The organism is Nocardia sp. KT25-26, assembly GCF_056627695.1.
The window spans coordinates 2,238,024-2,253,137 of record NZ_CM152813.1; the positions used below are offsets into that span (position 1 = coordinate 2,238,024).

At 68.9% G+C, this 15,114-nt stretch carries 11 protein-coding genes and 4 tRNA genes; 6 read left to right on the plus strand and 9 right to left on the minus strand.

Translation table 11 applies throughout. The annotated features are described in order from the left end of the window. Window positions 1–18: 18 nt before the first annotated feature. Window positions 19–1,719: a DNA polymerase III subunit gamma/tau domain-containing protein gene (locus AC1HFH_RS10095; RefSeq protein ID WP_480247164.1), complete on the minus strand. Its 1,701-nt coding sequence runs from the start codon at window positions 1,717–1,719 to the stop codon at window positions 19–21. A 322-nt stretch (window positions 1,720–2,041) separates the two neighbouring features. Here AC1HFH_RS10095 and AC1HFH_RS10100 point away from each other — a divergent pair, with 322 nt between their 5' ends. Beyond that, window positions 2,042–3,013, plus strand: coding sequence for a hypothetical protein (locus AC1HFH_RS10100; protein ID WP_480247165.1), 972 nt, complete (start codon window positions 2,042–2,044; stop codon window positions 3,011–3,013). On the opposite strand, the gene AC1HFH_RS10105 is transcribed toward AC1HFH_RS10100, so the two are convergent. The 5 genes from AC1HFH_RS10105 to AC1HFH_RS10125 form a co-directional block, all read right to left on the minus strand. Beyond that, entirely contained in the window at window positions 2,997–4,199 is a 1,203-nt protein-coding gene (locus AC1HFH_RS10105; protein WP_480247166.1) for a hypothetical protein, read from the minus strand. The genes AC1HFH_RS10100 and AC1HFH_RS10105 overlap by 17 nt on opposite strands. A 40-nt stretch (window positions 4,200–4,239) precedes the next feature. Next, the gene (gene mraY, locus AC1HFH_RS10110) at window positions 4,240–5,313 is read right to left on the minus strand and encodes a phospho-N-acetylmuramoyl-pentapeptide-transferase (protein ID WP_480247167.1); all 1,074 of its coding nucleotides are present in this window, start codon (window positions 5,311–5,313) and stop codon (window positions 4,240–4,242) included. A gap of 240 nt (window positions 5,314–5,553) precedes the next feature. Further along, a tRNA-Val gene (locus AC1HFH_RS10115) sits at window positions 5,554–5,628 on the minus strand. 1 nt (window position 5,629) lies between these two features. Further along, window positions 5,630–5,700: transfer RNA gene (locus AC1HFH_RS10120), tRNA-Cys, on the minus strand. A gap of 39 nt (window positions 5,701–5,739) precedes the next feature. Continuing rightward, window positions 5,740–5,812, minus strand: a tRNA-Gly gene (locus AC1HFH_RS10125). 433 nt (window positions 5,813–6,245) lie between these two features. Between AC1HFH_RS10125 and AC1HFH_RS10130 the strand changes: the two genes are divergently transcribed. Continuing rightward, window positions 6,246–6,317: transfer RNA gene (locus AC1HFH_RS10130), tRNA-Val, on the plus strand. A gap of 703 nt (window positions 6,318–7,020) precedes the next feature. Here AC1HFH_RS10130 and AC1HFH_RS10135 read toward each other — a convergent pair. Genes AC1HFH_RS10135 through AC1HFH_RS10145 form a run of 3 tightly spaced genes read right to left on the minus strand, consistent with a single transcriptional unit; the run spans window position 7,021 to window position 9,470 of the window. Next, complete coding sequence (locus AC1HFH_RS10135; RefSeq protein ID WP_480247168.1) at window positions 7,021–7,809, minus strand: class I SAM-dependent methyltransferase; 789 nt, start codon at window positions 7,807–7,809, stop codon at window positions 7,021–7,023. A gap of 22 nt (window positions 7,810–7,831) precedes the next feature. Then, window positions 7,832–8,221 (minus strand): helix-turn-helix domain-containing protein, encoded by a 390-nt coding sequence (locus AC1HFH_RS10140; protein ID WP_480247169.1) that lies wholly within the window; start codon window positions 8,219–8,221, stop codon window positions 7,832–7,834. Between the two features lie 58 nt (window positions 8,222–8,279). Continuing rightward, complete coding sequence (locus tag AC1HFH_RS10145) at window positions 8,280–9,470, minus strand: PucR family transcriptional regulator (protein WP_480247170.1); 1,191 nt, start codon at window positions 9,468–9,470, stop codon at window positions 8,280–8,282. Window positions 9,471–9,757: 287 nt separating this feature from the next. Between AC1HFH_RS10145 and AC1HFH_RS10150 the strand changes: the two genes are divergently transcribed. From AC1HFH_RS10150 to AC1HFH_RS10165, 4 genes are all read left to right on the plus strand, one after another. After that, entirely contained in the window at window positions 9,758–11,473 is a 1,716-nt protein-coding gene (locus tag AC1HFH_RS10150) for an aldehyde dehydrogenase family protein (protein ID WP_480247171.1), read from the plus strand. A gap of 23 nt (window positions 11,474–11,496) precedes the next feature. Further along, window positions 11,497–13,119 carry a GMC family oxidoreductase gene (locus AC1HFH_RS10155; protein WP_480247172.1) on the plus strand — a complete coding sequence of 541 codons (1,623 nt, stop codon included), beginning with the start codon at window positions 11,497–11,499 and terminating at the stop codon, window positions 13,117–13,119. 468 nt (window positions 13,120–13,587) lie between these two features. Further along, on the plus strand, window positions 13,588–13,767 hold the full coding sequence (locus AC1HFH_RS10160; protein ID WP_480247173.1) for a hypothetical protein: 180 nt from the start codon (window positions 13,588–13,590) through the stop codon (window positions 13,765–13,767). A gap of 99 nt (window positions 13,768–13,866) precedes the next feature. Continuing rightward, window positions 13,867–15,093, plus strand: a complete 1,227-nt coding sequence (locus AC1HFH_RS10165; RefSeq protein WP_480247174.1) for a PucR family transcriptional regulator — start codon at window positions 13,867–13,869, stop codon at window positions 15,091–15,093. Window positions 15,094–15,114 lie beyond the last annotated feature (21 nt).

Sequence of the window (15,114 nt, forward strand, 5' to 3'; positions counted from 1 at the left end):
TGCGCAGTGCATTTCCGGCTAGTCGCCGGTGCCGGGCTTGCGGCGGGGCGGCGGGGTTCCGCCGGCCGTGCGCTTGAGTTCGTCGAGCATGGCCTGGAGCTTGTCGACATGGGCGCGTTCGATATCGAAGGCACGGTAGGTGCCGGTCACGGTGATGCCCGCCGCATCCGTGGCCGTGGGTACCTCCGGGGTGGCGGGATCGACGATCCGATGCTCGTCGGTGTCCGGGTCCGTCCCGTCCGCCGGGCCGGTGCCCGCGGCATCCTCGGTGCTCTTCGGGGATGCGTCGGGGTGGGTGTTGGGGACCGGCGGCCCGAAGGCCGCGAGGAACTGCTCGTCCCGGTGCGCGGGGCGGGACGGGGCTGTGTGGCCGGACAGTGGGCGCGTCCGCGACGATTCCCTGCCGTTGCGTTCCGGCTGGGATCCGGCGGCACTGTCGACGGTGCCGATCCCGCCGGTGCTCTCGTGGCCGTCGATCCCACGGCCGCTGCCGGTGTCCGCTGCCGGGGATTCGTGGCCGGTACGGGGCGGAGTGGCGTGCGCACGGTCGTCATGGGATGCCGGGGTGGCGTCCGACTGCCCGTTGTGCAATGGCGTAGCAGGGTTCGCGTGGTTGTCGCGCGAGTCGGCGGGGTTCGGGCGGTCGGTGTGCGCGGAGTCGGCGGGAGCTGCGTGGTGGTTGCGTGACGAGGTGGCGGCGTGGTTGTCGTGCGAAGGTGCCGCAGGGTCCGTATCGGCGTTGCCGGATGACGTGACGGCGTCGGCACCGGTGTTGCGCGCCGATGGTGTGCCGGCGGACTCGCGGTCGTGGCGCGACGGTGCGGCCGAGGCGGCGCCCTCGGTCAGTCCGGCCGTGGTTGCCGAGGAGCCGCTGGCCGACCGTGATTCGTCGCCGATGCGGCGCTGCGGTGCGCCCGGCACCGACTTCCCGTTGCGATGCGGGCGCAGTACCGGAGTGGCGGCGTCATCCGGCACGGTGTGCCCGTTGCGGGTGCCGGATGTCGAATTCTTCGCAGAATCGGCTGCTCCGGCAGCAGCCCTGCTCGGTGATTCGCTCGTGCGGTCCGCTGCCGGCCCGGTGCCGGCCGGACGGCCGGTGGCGCCTCGGTCGGTGGCCGGCGGGGTACCTGTCCCTCGATCACCGTCGGCGGCCGGGCCATCGGCCGGCCGACCGGCAGCAGCGGCCTCGGCGGCAGCGTCGGCGGCCCGGCGGCGGGCCGCCCGGGAACCCGGGCGGCCGGCGGCATCACGGAGTCGCTCGGGTACCGACCGGATGCCGGGCGGCCGGGTGCGGGCCGCAGCCGAATCGTCGCTGTGCCCGCCGGTCGCTACGGGCTCCTCCGCGGAGCCGGCGGTGCCGCCGGGCGGTCCGGCGGCGTCCGGGACCGGAGGGAAGTGCGCAGCGGCCGATTCACGAGCCGCGCGGCGCGATCGCGGCGCCGCGACCTCGGCCGGGGGCGGTGTCGAGTCCACCGCGGCCTCGACGCGCTCCAGCCGGGTGCCGAACCGGGAGATGTCCTGCGTGGCACGGAAAGCCCACGCCTCCAGTTCGGCGATGCGGTCCGCACCGGTGGGCTCGGTCCGGTGCCGGACCGGTTCGGCACCGGCGGACACTCGCTGCGCGACGACATCGAGCTTGTCACCGACCTCGCGTAGCGATGCCGCGATCGTCGACAACATCGCGGCGATCGACTGGTCGGCGTGCTCGGTGTGGTCCATCCGATATTCCTCTTCCCGTCGTGCCGTGGCGCATCCGCATGTGACCGCAGCGATCATATCCACCCTGCCGCGTACGGCAATCCGTCTCGCTCCGGCCCGGACTCGCACCCCGGCGTCTGTATCGAAATGATCAAGGTCGGCCGAGTCCCGCATACCGACCTCGCCGCGAAATCCCCTGCTATGACGGCAAAGTCGAGAGTGTGGCGACGATCACGGGTCGGTGACGCTCTGGATGAGGGCTGGCGGGCCGGGTCCGGCTAGGACACCCTGGAAACCAGGTGCGGGTGCAAGTGGCCGCAGCGGACCCGGTGGGAGTGGTGGCGTGAGAACGACGACGAGGCAACGAGGGACCGTTCAGCGCGGGCAGGCCGTGGTGTGTGGGCGTCGTGCGCTGCTCGATGAACTGGGCATTTCCGATGGGCCCCGCCGGTCGGCGCCGGCCCCGGCGGGGTACGGGTGCCGATGCCCCGAATGCGTCGCGCGACAGTGGCACGTCCAGCGCTTCGAACAGTGGGTGTGCGGGCGACTGCGGGCCGCCGGTGCCGAGGACGCCCAGGTGGACACCCGGATCGCCGGAATTCCGGTGGACATCGCCTGGGAGCGGAAGGGGCGGCGCTACGCGGTCGAGGTGCGCAGCGGTGCCCTGGACATCACCTCCGCGCGCGAACATCGCAATCGGTTGCTGGCAGCGGGGGTCGACGATGTGCTCTGGCTGTGCCCGCCCGGATTCTGGGTGCCGCATGTCCCGGCACTCGGGGTCGCCGACTTCGCGGTGGAGGGCGGGGACTACCGGATCGGCCAGGGCATGCTGACCGCCGGTGCCTCCGGATTCGCGGCCACCGCGCCCGCCGGGATGCCACTGAGTGAGTTCCTGGCGGGCTGGGTTTCCGAGGACATCGCCTGGGGACATCGCGATACACGGACAGGAGGGTGGGCCGAGGTGAGTGTCTGGGAACAGCACACCAGGACGCAGGCGGCGCTGATCGAGAACCAGCGCCGGGAGCTGCGGGATCAGCGGGTCGAGCTGGCGGTGTCGCGGCAGCAGGTCCGCGAGCGGCAGCGCCGGATCATGAAGATGCATCACCGCCTCGATCGGGCCGGGGATGCCGCCGATGCGCAGGACATCGCCCTCGCCGGGGCGCGTAACGAGCTGGCCGAGCAGCAGCGGCTCGAGGCCGGGCTGCGGGCGACGATCACCCGGATGGACAAGGTGATCAATCAGTGGCAGTGGCTCACCTGCTTCGCCATGCTGCTGGTCGTCACGTTCCTGCTCGGGGCTATGGTGCTGCGCTGATCCGCATCGGCGCGGTGTCCCAGCGCCAGCCGTGCCGGATCACCAGCGCGGCCAGTTCGGGCAGGCTCAGGCCGGTGTCGATGCGCAGGTGTGCCACGGTGTTCCGGTCGGCGCCACCGTCGGCGACGGCGGCGGTCAGCCGTTCGACGACGGCCGGATCCACCTGCCCGGCGGGTGGTAGCCCGGGTCCGCCGGGTAGCTGGAGCCAGCCCCATCCCGCCGCCTCGGCGCGTTGCCGGCCGAGCGCGGCGATGCGGCGGGTTCGGTGCAGGGCCAGCCGTCCCGGCGGGACGACGTCGATCAGGACAGTGCGCCCGTCGTGCAGGCGGGCGGCCGCAGCCGGATAGTGGACACAATCCTCGCCGCTGTCCGCGGCGGCGGTCCCCGGCGCCGCCGTCGGATCGTGGAACCAGTAGGTGAGCGCCACCGGTTCCGGCTGATAGGCCGCTACGGTGGGATCGGCATCCAGCAGCGCCAGCAGCCGGGCCTGCATCGCCGAATCGACCCGCACCTCACGCCCGGCCTTGGCCAGATAGAAGCGGGGCCGCGCGGCATCGTCGGCATCGAGCACCCGGGCCGAGACGGTGGGCAGCGCGTCCGGCGTCGCGCCCGCCGGTGGGCCGGTGGTGGCCTCCCAGGCGATCGGCGTGTCCGGCTGTACTGGGTCGCCGGCGGGCGGTGCGCCGGGATCCAGCTTCGCCAGGCGGCTGCCGGTCTTCTTCTGCCAGCCCAGGATCGACTGCATCACGTAGCCCGCGACCCGCTTCGCGTTGGTCGGGTCGTGGCCGGCCAGCCGCAGTTTGAGATACGACCATTCGGTGGCGACCAGATCGGTGTCGGTGGCATACGTTTCGGCCAGCAGGGTCCGCAGCAACCGGCGGTCGCCCGCGTCGGCGGGGTAGCGTCCGGCGCATATCGCGGCGGCCGGGGCTCCGCTGCGGTGGGCGGCACGGATGATCTGCCCGGCGGCCCGGGTGTACAGCTGGCGCACCCGGTCGCGGGCCAGGTCGTAGCGGGCCCCGATGCGGGTGAGGGTTTCCGGCCGGTCACCGCCGAGCCCGAGGCGTAACGTGACGATCCGGGCGTCCCGCGCGCTGCGCTCGGCGTGCGCGATGGCCAGCTCGGCGACCAGGTCGTCGAGTTCCAGCAGATCGAAGGACATCTCGGCGTCGATGTCGGTGTTCACCGGCCCAGGGTAGCCCGGCCCGCCGACATCGCCGGCCCGCTCAGGTCCAGGTCAGATACTCGCTGTAGAACAGGGCGAGCCCGGCCGCCGCCGCGATACCGGCGAGCAGCCAGAACCGGACGACCACCGTGGATTCCGGCCAGTCGCCGAGTTCGAAATGGTGATGGAACGGGGCCATCCGGAACAACCGGCTGTGCGTCGTGCGGAACACCACGATCTGCAGCAGCACCGAGGCGAGTTCGGCGACGAACAGGGCCCCGACCACCAGCGCCAGCAGTTCGGTGCGGCTGGTGATCGAGAGCCCGGCCAGCAGCCCGCCCAGGCCGAGGGCGCCGGTGTCGCCGAGCGAGATCCGGGCCGGAGCCGCGTTCCACCACAGGAATCCGATGCAGGCACCGGCGGCGGCCGCACTGATCATCGCCAGATCCAGCGGATCGCGGACGGCATAGCAGCCGCGGCTGGGTTCGAGTTCGCACGAGTTCTCGTACTGCCAGAGCGTGATCACCACATAGGCGCCCAGCACCAGGCCCATCGCGCCGGTGGCCAGGCCGTCCAGCCCGTCGGCCAGGTGGACCGCACTCGACCAGCCCACCACCAGCACGCACACGAAAGCGACGAAGAACAGGGCACCGAAGGTGATGACCGGGTTGTCCCGGACATAGGACAGGTTCGGCCCCGCCGGAGTGAGGCCGGTCGCGCCGGGGAACCGGAGCGCGAGGACAGCGAACACCGCTGCCGCACCGATCTGGCCGAGGTACTTGGCGGTGGCGCTGAGCCCGAGAATGCGATGGTGCCGGATCTTGATCGAATCGTCCAGGAACCCGACCAGCCCGAGCGCGGTCGCCAGCGCGAGGACCAGGATGCCGGAGGCGCTCGGTCCGGGCACATCCCAGCGCAGGCCGATCAGGTGGGCACCCAGATAGCCGCCCCAGACCCCGGCCCCGATGGCCAGGCCACCCAGCGTCGGTTTGGCGTGCGGTGCCGTCGGCCCGGCCTGTCCGTCGATCCGGATCTCGCGGGCGAATTCCGCCCGGGCGAGGGAGCGGATCAGGGCCGGGGTCACCGCGACCGAAACGAGCATCGCAATTCCTGCCGACAGCAGGATCTGTTTCATCACGCCCCCTGGTGGTGCCGGTGCGCCGCGGGCCGATGCGGTGTCTTTCGCTGCGGCAACACACACCCCTCGATCGGTCGGTCCAGATCAAACTAGTCAATGAGGCCGACCGATCGGAACACCGATCCCCGAGCGAAAACCGCGCTCGCGTTCCGGAGCAGGGGCCGGCGCCTGCCGGATCGCACCGTGCAGCGCATACGACGAACCCCGGTTCAGATCAGGATCTGAACCGGGGTTTGGTGGTGCGCGATACTGGGATTGAACCAGTGACCTCTTCCGTGTCAGGGAAGCGCTCTCCCGCTGAGCTAATCGCGCGAGGTGGAGACGGGAATCGAACCCGTGTGCACGGCTTTGCAGGCCGTTGCCTCACCACTCGGCCACTCCACCGCGCAAAGGAGGATGGCATAGTGCCTAACCTACCTCTCGAGCGGATGACGGGATTCGAACCCGCGACCCTCACCTTGGCAAGGTGATGCGCTACCAGCTGCGCTACATCCGCATTCGCCCTCGTAGTCCCGCTCCGCCTTGGCGGCTTCGCTGTCCTCCGTGGTGCGAGACAAAACATTAGCCGACGGGTGGCAGAACCTACAAATCGCCTGGTAGATGGGGGTCAATACGGACTACAGCAATGTAATTCGAGCAGGTGTGCTGTCGACGGGCGGGGTGCGTCGTCGCCCCTGCGGTGGCTCGTTCGGCTCCGTGCGCAGGTTCGGTGCCCGATCGGCAGGATGTCCGCTCGGGTGAACGGGCGCGGCCACGCCGTAGCGGGTGCGTGTCCCGGGTGCCTCAGCGGCCGAACGAGTCTGTCGAAGCTCGTCCGACCAAGATCGTCGATCACCTTGTTGACATGCGGATTTGGCATCCTCCCGGCCCTTCGTGCTAATGTTCCATCTCGTTCGAGCGGCACCCGAATCGCCCGGACGAGTGACTCCGGTCTCATAGCTCAGCGGGAGAGCGTCCGCCTCACACGCGGAAGGTCGCTGGTTCGATCCCAGCTGGGACCACTGGAATGCCCCCTGACCTTTCAGGTCAGGGGGTATTTGTATGTTCCTGCTATAGCTGGACGTGTGTCCGGGTTGGAGTCGATCCCGACCCTGTCGGCCTCTGCGTGCCGGTGTCAGGGGCACGCAGAGGGTACGAAGCCAGCCGTGGGTTCGATGGGGCGGAATGGGTTGGGACGCAAGCCGTGCCGGGCGATGGCGGCCTACGGGCAGTCCACACTCGCCAACCGTTTGTTCACTGCGAACTCGCCCGTGAAAGCCGTCGCGGCCCAACCAGGATGGCGGCAACGAACCTGCTGCGGTTCGAGGGCCGGTCACGACTGCGGGATCGGATCCAGCGGACGCTGGTGGATCTGCTCGCGCAGAGCGACGAGGCGGTGGCCGTGTTCGTCGTAGTGGCCGATGTACCGCCGGACGCGTACGTCGGTCCGGGCGGGCTTCTGAAGGGGAGGCGCCCTCGGCTCGTCGGCCGATCCGCGACAGCGCGCGACGTCGAGGCGGCCCGTCGGCTGTGGAAGGTGTCGGAGGAACTGGCCACCGTCGACTTTCCTCACCGCAGGATGCCGTTCGGCCGGGCTCGGAGCCTGTTCGGGGAAGATCTGGCGCGAGCACTCCGGATTCATGCACCGAAACCGACGGGCATCCGGCCTGATCCCCACGGCGCGACCGCCCGCAGACGGTGGCCGACCGACGTCGATAGCGAGCTTCACTGTGCATCGCAGCCGGCCAGGGGCCGTTGGATGCGCAGCGAGAGCTGTTCGTGGGGGATGGTGAAATGTTCTGCGGTATCGGCGAAATGGTGGTGGACGTAGGTGGTGACCATTTCGCGTGACGGGAGATCGGTTGAGGGCAACATGAGGTGAAACATCGCGGCATCGACGGCTTCGTCGAGATCGGCGCTGCGGTAGGTCGCCGCGATGGTGTCGAGGGTCGGTGTGGCGTCGTAGGGCAGGGGCGTGGTGGTGAGTTCGTCGGCGAGTTCCCGGAGGTCGAAGCGGGCGCCGGTGAAGTGGTGGACCATTCGCATGCACGCGTTGTCGGGGTCTTGGAGGAGGATGAGGGCGGTGCCGCCTGGTGTGACCCAGTTCATGGTGCGTTCCACGGTGGCGACCCATTCCGTCCGCGGAATGTAGTACAGGATGTGCGACAGCAGTACCAGGTCGGCGGGCGTTCCCGGATTCGCCTCCAGTACCGGTTCGGCCACGATGTGGGCGGCGGGGCAGGTGCGCTGTAGCTGTCGGCGCATCGGTGCGCTGGGTTCGATGCAGACGGTGCGTTCGAAGAACGGGCTGAGGTGGCGCGGTGTCGTGCCTTCTGCTGGGCCGATGTCGAGCAGAACGCGCCGTGTCGGCAGCTCATGCACCACCGAGTCGAGGTAGGTATGGGTTCGGGCCTTCTCGTCGCTACCTGCGAGGAACCTTCTCAAGCCGTTCCGGTAGGACTCGCTGTCCGCCGTGGGCTGCTGGGTCCGTGCGCCGGCATCGCGTGCTGTCATGCTCGGTTCCAGGAAGGCCATATCAGATGCCGAGATCCTGGCCGAGTGCGGCGAGGTCGTCCGCGGCGGCGCGGCCTGACTCCTCGAGGCGGCGTTGGTACTCGCGGAGGTCGTCGAAACGGACCCGCCGGTGGGTTCCGACGAACCGGAAGGGGATCTCGCCGGCTTCCAGGAGGCTTACGAGGTGTGGGCGGGAGACATTGAGGAGGTCGGCTGCCTGCTGGGTAGTGAGCTCTGCGTCGGAGGGCACGATGGTGACCCCGCGTCCGCCGGCGGCCTCGGCCAGGATGAAGGCGAGCAGGTCGACTACGTTCCGGGGCACGATCAGGGCGTTCTCGCTGCCGGTCTCCCGGCCGACGGTGATCGTCTCCTCGTCGGGGTGGCGTACCAGGTAGTCCCGGATTCGACGCATGGCCCGGGCCGCGACCTCGGCGTCAGCAGGACTCCACCGGGAGCCTCGTGGTCGGGCGTCAGGGGTTGAGTAGGGTGACGGCTTGCAGCGCCAGGTGTAGTTCTGCGGACTGGGCCGGGTCGGCCGTGTCGCGGCCGGTGAGGTCGCGGATCTTGCGCAGGCGGTAGCGCACGGTGTTGCGGTGGCAGTGCAGCTCCTCGGCGGCCGTGGCGGTGGACCCGTGGCAGCGGTACCAGGCGTCGAGTGCCGCGATCAGGTCCGCGCGTTCGGCTGCGGGCAGCCGGAGGACGGGGCCGAGGATCTGGTGGGCGGCGCGGCGGGCGGCTTCGGGAACCGTGACGAGCAGGTGTGCGAGGGGTTCGCTTCCGAATCGGACGACGGTGCGCGCGCTCGGTCGCGCGCTGCGGGCGGCGAGGCGGGCCTCGGTCAGTGCGCCGGGGATGGCGGCCGGACCGGTGAAGGTGGCGCTCAGGCCGATCCGTCCGTCGATGAGCGTGCCGAGCTCGGTGCCGGCGCGTTCGATCGCCGTCGGTGCGGCCGCGGACAGCAGCCCGGTGTGGGAGTCGATCTGCGAATCCCACACCGATCGGACGCCGAGGTCGACGAGGGCGCCGGTCAAGATGCTGGGCAGTGTGGTGCCCGGTTCGGTGGGCTCGATCGACACGACGGTGAACGTGCCGGACTCGGGGAGCCCGAGCATTCGCAATGCGGTCAGCGTGCGGACAGGGTTATCGGTGTGATCATCGAAAAGCGTACGGATCAGCCGGTTCTGGGCCTGCGCATCGATCTGCGCGAGCAGGATCTCGGTCTCGCGATAGGACTCGACGGCCGTATCGGAGAAGGTGTCGATCAGTTCCCACAGCTCGGTGGCGAGCGCATGCAGCCGCGGATCGCCCGGCCCGTTCGACCGGGCGGTGAGTTCTTCCCAGATCAACCGGCCCCCGAGTCGGAAGGCGTGGAGCAGGGCGGCGATCGGGACTCCGCGCTCGGCCTTGAGCCGCCCGACCGCGTATGCGGGCTGCAGTCGGGCCGGCTCGGTGCCGGCGAGTGCGCTGATGATCGCGGTGAGGTTGGACAGGCACGCCTGCCGGAGCTCCTCGGCGGTGAGCAGGTTCGGATCGGCGTAGGAGCGGTCCGCGTCGGCGATGCGGGCGGCCAATTCGGTGGCCATCGCCTCGACCGTGTCGAGCAGACCCGAGGCGGGTCCGGTGGGTGGGTCCGAGGTGGTCGTCGTCGACAAGGCGGTCACCACCACAGCGTAGGCCACGGACGTGAGTCATGCCACCTATGCTTTGTGCGCGGGCACACCAGTGAATCTGTGATGGCTTTCGAGGATCCACCAGGTCTGGGAGATTGCTCAGTGGACCCCTTCTCCGATGTAACCAAGGGTCGCTCCGCTTTGTGCTTGAGCACAATTTGGTGCGGGGGCAATCCGCAACTTGGGCACATGGTGTCCGGTGTGATCTACGCGACAGAATCGATCCAAGCGTCCGCGATACGGACGCGGACCGTTCCGGCAGTTGTGGAGGATCGAACGTGGTGACCAAGAAGGCCCCGCCCGCGCATACCGCGGTCGATGATGCGTTGGCCGAGCTCGCCGAGGGTGAGCGCAGGTGGGCGGCCATCCCGCTGTCCGGCAGGCGGGCACTGCTGGACCGGGTTCGCGAGCTCACCGGGCAGCACGCTCAGGAGTGGGTGGACGCCGCCATCGGGATCAAGGGGCTCGCGCCGTCGTCGCCGCTGGTGGGGGAGGAGTGGATCTCCGGCCCCTATGTGCTGGCGGCCGGACTCGGTGCGCTTTCCGCGACGCTCGAGGTGTTGGAGCGAGGCGAGAGTCCGCTCGGCAAGGCCGGATTCGGCACCGCGGGCGACCGGGTGACCGTCGATGTGCTGCCGGCGAACCCGTTCGACATGCTGCTGCTCAACGGGTTCAGTGCCGAGGTGTGGCTGCAGCGCGGCGTGAGCAGTGCCGCGGCCAAAGCGAATGCCGGTCTGGCGCAACGGGAACCGAGCCGGACCTACGGCATCAGCGCGGTGCTGGGCGCGGGCAACATCACCTCGATCGCGCCCCTCGATGTGCTCTACGAGCTGATCGCCCACAACCGGGTCGTCGCGCTCAAACTCAATCCGATCACCGATCCGCTGCTGCCGGTGCTGACCGAGATTCTGGCCCCGCTGGTGGAGGTCGGTGCGGTGCGGCTGCTCACCGGCGGCGCCGAGGTGGGTGGCTACCTGGTCGGGCACGACCTGGTCGACCACGTGCACATGACCGGCAGTGCCCGCACCCACGACGCGATCGTCTGGGGTACCGGGGACGAGGCGGCCGAGCGGAAAATGGCGGGCACACCGAAGCTGACCAAGCCGGTCACCAGCGAACTCGGCGGTGTGTCACCGACGATCGTGCTGCCCGGCGAGTGGAGCCCCGCCGACATCGCCTTCCAGGCCGAGCATGTCGCGACCCAGCGGCTGCACAACGGGGGCTACAACTGCGTCGCCGCCCAAGCCCTGATCATCTCCGCCGACTGGCCGCAGAAGCAGGAGTTCCTCGCCGCTCTGCGCACCGCATTCGCGCAGGCGCCCGCCCGCCGCGCCTACTATCCCGGCAGCGACGATCGGGTGGCGCGGGCCGGTGATGCCTATCCGCAGGCCGAGCGCCTCGGACCGGGCGGTGAGCGGCTGCTGGTCACCGGCATCGCACCGTCCCCGGCCGAACCGCTGCTGGCCGAGGAGTACTTCGCGCCGGTGCTCGGCGTGGTGGAACTGCCCGGAACCGGCGCGGACTTCGCCGGCGCGGCGGCCACCACCGCCAACGAGGCGTTCGCCGGGACCCTCGGTGTCAACATCATCGCCGCGCCGAGCACGATCGCCGAGCTCGGCCCGGCGTTCGACGACCTGATCGAGAACCTGCGCTACGGCACGGTGGCGATCAACGCCTGGACCGGTGTCGGCTACCTGACCCCGACCGCGTCGTGGGGCGCCTATCCCGGGCACACCCCAGCGGATGTCGAGAGCGGCATCGGCGTCGTGCACAACGCCTGGCTGATCGACCGAGTGGAGCGCACCGTGGTGCGCGGCCCGTTCCGTCCCGCACCGCGGTCGCTGCTGCACGGCGAGTTCGCGATTTCACCGAAACCACCGTGGTTCGTCGGCAACAAGACCGCCGCGAGCACCGGCAGGCTGCTCGCCGGCTTCGGCGCCGACCCCGGTTGGCTGCGCCTGCCCGCGATCTTCGCTTCGGCCCTGCGCGGCTGAGCCCGAACCCCTGGGAGATACAGATGAACGACAGCATCGCCGACTACGTCGTCGTCGGCACCGGCTCCGCTGGCGCAGTGCTGGCCGCGCGGCTCAGTGAGCGTTCCGGCACCAGCGTCATCGCGCTGGAAGCCGGGCCCGAGGACAAGAACCGGGCCGTCCACATTCCGGCGGCGTTTTCCAAGCTGTTCCAGACCGAGCTCGACTGGAACTATCTCACCACCCCGCAGCCCGAACTCGGCGACCGCGAGATCTTCTGGCCGCGCGGCAAAATGCTCGGTGGTTCCTCGTCGATGAACGCCATGATGTGGGTCCGCGGTTTCGCCGCCGACTACGACGCCTGGGCCCGCGCCGCCGGGGACGGCTGGTCGTTCGCAAACGTCGTCGAGTACTTCCGGCGCATCGAGTCGGTCGAGGACGCCGCCGAGCCCGACGAAGGCCGTTCCGGTCCGCTGCGGATCTCGCATCAGCGCAGCGCCCGCCGCTGGACCGACGACTTCCTCGCCGCGGCCGAACACGCGGGCTTCCACCGGGAACGTGCCAATCTGTCGGAGCCGGAGGGCTTCTCGCAGACCATGGTGTGCCAGAAGCGTGGTGCCCGCTGGAGTACCGCCGACGCGTACCTGAAACCCGCGCGCAAGCGTGCGAACCTCACGGTGCTCACCGGTGCCCAGGCGACGCGGGTACTGTTCGAGGGCAGTCGAGCCGTCGGCGTCGAATACCGCAAGGGTGGCACCACACACACCGTGCGTGCCCGCAACGAGGTCGTGCTGTGCGGCGGGGCGATCAACAGTCCCCAGCTGCTGCAACTGTCCGGCATCGGTGATCAGGAAGAACTTCGCCGCCACGGCATTCCGGTCGTGCATCACCTCCCCGAGGTCGGCCGCAATCTCACCGACCACCTGATCTCGTTGCTCGGCTTCGCCGTCGACACCGACACGCTGTTCGCCGCAGAGAAGCCGGTGCAGCTGCTCAACTATCTCCTCCGGCGCCAGGGCATGCTCACGTCGAATGTCGGCGAGGCGTACGGCTTCGTGCGGAGCACGCCCGAACTCGAATTGCCGGATCTCGAGATCATCTTCGGTCCTGCGCCGTTCTACGACGAGGGAATCGGCGTAGCACCCGGCCACGGCATCGCGCTGGGTCCGATCCTGCTCCAGCCGCGCAGCCGCGGCACCGTCACCCTGGCCTCCGCCGACCCCACCGCCAAGGTACTCATCGACCCCCGGTACCTGTCCGATCCCGACGGCGCCGACCGCGCCGCAATGCTGGCCGGCCTGCGCATCGCTCACCGCATCGTGACCGCGGAGCCGCTCGGCTCCCGGATCGGCCGGTTCCTGCAGCCGAAACGCGAACAGCCGACGGTCGAGGAAACCCTCGCCGACGCCCTCACCTGGCACTCACACACCCTCTACCACCCGACCACCACCTGCCGGATGGGCACCGACCCCGCCAGCGTCGTCACCCCCGAACTGAAGGTCCGCGGTGTCGAAGGCCTGCGTGTGGCCGATGCCTCGGTGATGCCGACCATCATCCGCGGCCACACCCACGCCCCGGCGGTGGTCATCGGCGAGAAGGCGGCCGATCTCCTGCGTGTCCGGCGTGGAGAACCTACGGCCGTCGGGCACAGCCGATCAGCGGAGTAGCTGCGAGCCGCATCACAGCAGCCGACCGCTACGGTCTCGCCGGTATCCCACCGGCTACTGCCCGTACCGGCCTCCACGAGGTTGCGCATACCTGAGTTTCCGATTCCTCGAATTATCCGAAGACATTTCCCGTGACCTTAATTCGTCGTAATTGCCGCCGACGATATTCTGTGATGGAATTGTCAGCCGTATAACAAATGGCTCGAACGTGGCATGTACATGTTCACAACCGTCGGGATCATGGATCGGATCGGCGATGTGTGAACCGTAATTCGAAAGGTGGCCATCGTGGCGTAGTTATCGGATCGTAATACCTTGAGCAGGGCGAACTCTCGACCGGAATACCTCCCGATTCCATCTGGCCCGGTTGGAATTTTTCCATTGGTGTTGATTCATTGTTCGACGCGTGTTCTGATGTGATCCGTCCCGATCCTGGGACCGATCACATTTCACTTCGAGGATGACTGTATGAACTCCAGGTATTTCCGTCCGTTCGCCGTGACCGCGGTGGCGCTGTCGTTCACCGCCCTCGGCGCCGGTGCCGCATCGGCCGCCCCGGCTGCCCCGGAAGCCTCGCCGATCGCTGGTTCGGTGGAGGTGTGCCTGCCGATTCCGGTGGGTCCGGTCGAGCTCAGCTTCTGTCTCTGACCGTTGGTTGTGTGCCCGGAGCCGGCCCGGTCGGCTCCGGGCATTCCGTGTCGACGGGCCGGCCCCGTAGGCATGCCCAGTCGTCGGGAAGGAAGAATGATGCCGGACAGCGCCACCGAACTCCGCCCGGAATTCACCGTGTCCGGGCAGCGGGCCGCGGCTGCCCTGGCGGATGTACGCAAGCTGGCTCGCCGGATGGTGGGGCACTTCGCCGAGAACGTCGCTGCCTGCGGCACATTGCCCGGCGACGCTCTTCGTGGTGATATCACCCGGGTTACGCGGCTGTGCCTCGAGTTGGCGGTCGACATGCTCGACGGCGAGGAGGTGCCGGCCCGGATCGGCCCGCTCGAGCGGGCCGCAGCAGGGTGGGCGCGCGAGGGCATTCCGATCGACTCCATCCAGCGAGCGATCCACGAGGGCTTCAAGATCGGCTTCGACCTGGTGCTCGATCGTGCCACGGCCTCGGACTTCGATGTCTTGCGGTCGCTGTCCCGTCGGTTGCTGGACACCCTGGACCTCATCGATGTGACGGTGTCGCGTGCCTATGTCAAGGAGCTGTACGGTGTCGCCGACGAACACCACACCGCGGTGCACACCCTGACATCCGCATTGCTGGCCGGTCATCCCACGTCGGCGATGGCCCGGGAGGTGGGGATCGAGGTCGCCGACGCATACGACGTCCTGGCTATCGTCCTGCCGGAGCATCCCGATGAATCGCATCCCCTGCTGGACGGGCAGGTCGTGGCACGCCGCAAGCTGCGGCGACTCCAGGCGGCGCTCGCCGACCGGTGCGCCGGCCGGGCTCTCGCCTTGCTGAGCGTTGCCGGAGGCACCCTCCTGATCCCGGCGGGTGCCCTCGACGGGCAGCCGGAGAAACTGATCGAATCCCTGTCCGAACATGCCGGTGTTCCGGTGACGGCGACCGTGGCGCATGCCCCGACCGCCGAAGTCGGCGCCGCCGCGAAACGGGTGCACGAGCTCCTCGACATCGTCGCCCGGCTACGGTTCGGTCCCGGTCTGTATCATTTCGACAATCTCGCACTCGAATATCAATTGACCCGCCCCGGGCCCGGCCGGGAGTTTCTCGGCAGGTTGCTGAATCCGTTGGATGGTCATCCGGAATTCATGGAGACGCTGCTCGAGCACATCGGAACGAATTTGAACCGGCGTCGCACGGCCGAAAAACTGAACGTCCACACCAATACGGTCGACTATCGAATCAAACGCGTCGCCCAGCTCACCGGATTCGATCCCGCAGATACCTCCGGACTGTGGTATCTGCGCTCTGCGATCGTTGCTCGCTCGTACCGTAGAACTCCCGGGTGATGTTGAATACCGTGCCGTCGG

Coding starts and splice junctions, on each gene's coding strand:
- AC1HFH_RS10140 (WP_480247169.1), bottom strand. CDS start 8,221: ATGCGTCGAATCCGGGACTACCTGGTACGCCACCCCGACGAGGAGACG.
- AC1HFH_RS10095 (WP_480247164.1), bottom strand. CDS start 1,719: ATGGACCACACCGAGCACGCCGACCAGTCGATCGCCGCGATGTTGTCG.
- AC1HFH_RS10155 (WP_480247172.1), top strand. CDS start 11,497: ATGAACGACAGCATCGCCGACTACGTCGTCGTCGGCACCGGCTCCGCT.
- AC1HFH_RS10160 (WP_480247173.1), top strand. CDS start 13,588: ATGAACTCCAGGTATTTCCGTCCGTTCGCCGTGACCGCGGTGGCGCTG.
- AC1HFH_RS10165 (WP_480247174.1), top strand. CDS start 13,867: ATGCCGGACAGCGCCACCGAACTCCGCCCGGAATTCACCGTGTCCGGG.
- AC1HFH_RS10135 (WP_480247168.1), bottom strand. CDS start 7,809: ATGACAGCACGCGATGCCGGCGCACGGACCCAGCAGCCCACGGCGGAC.
- mraY (WP_480247167.1), bottom strand. CDS start 5,313: ATGAAACAGATCCTGCTGTCGGCAGGAATTGCGATGCTCGTTTCGGTC.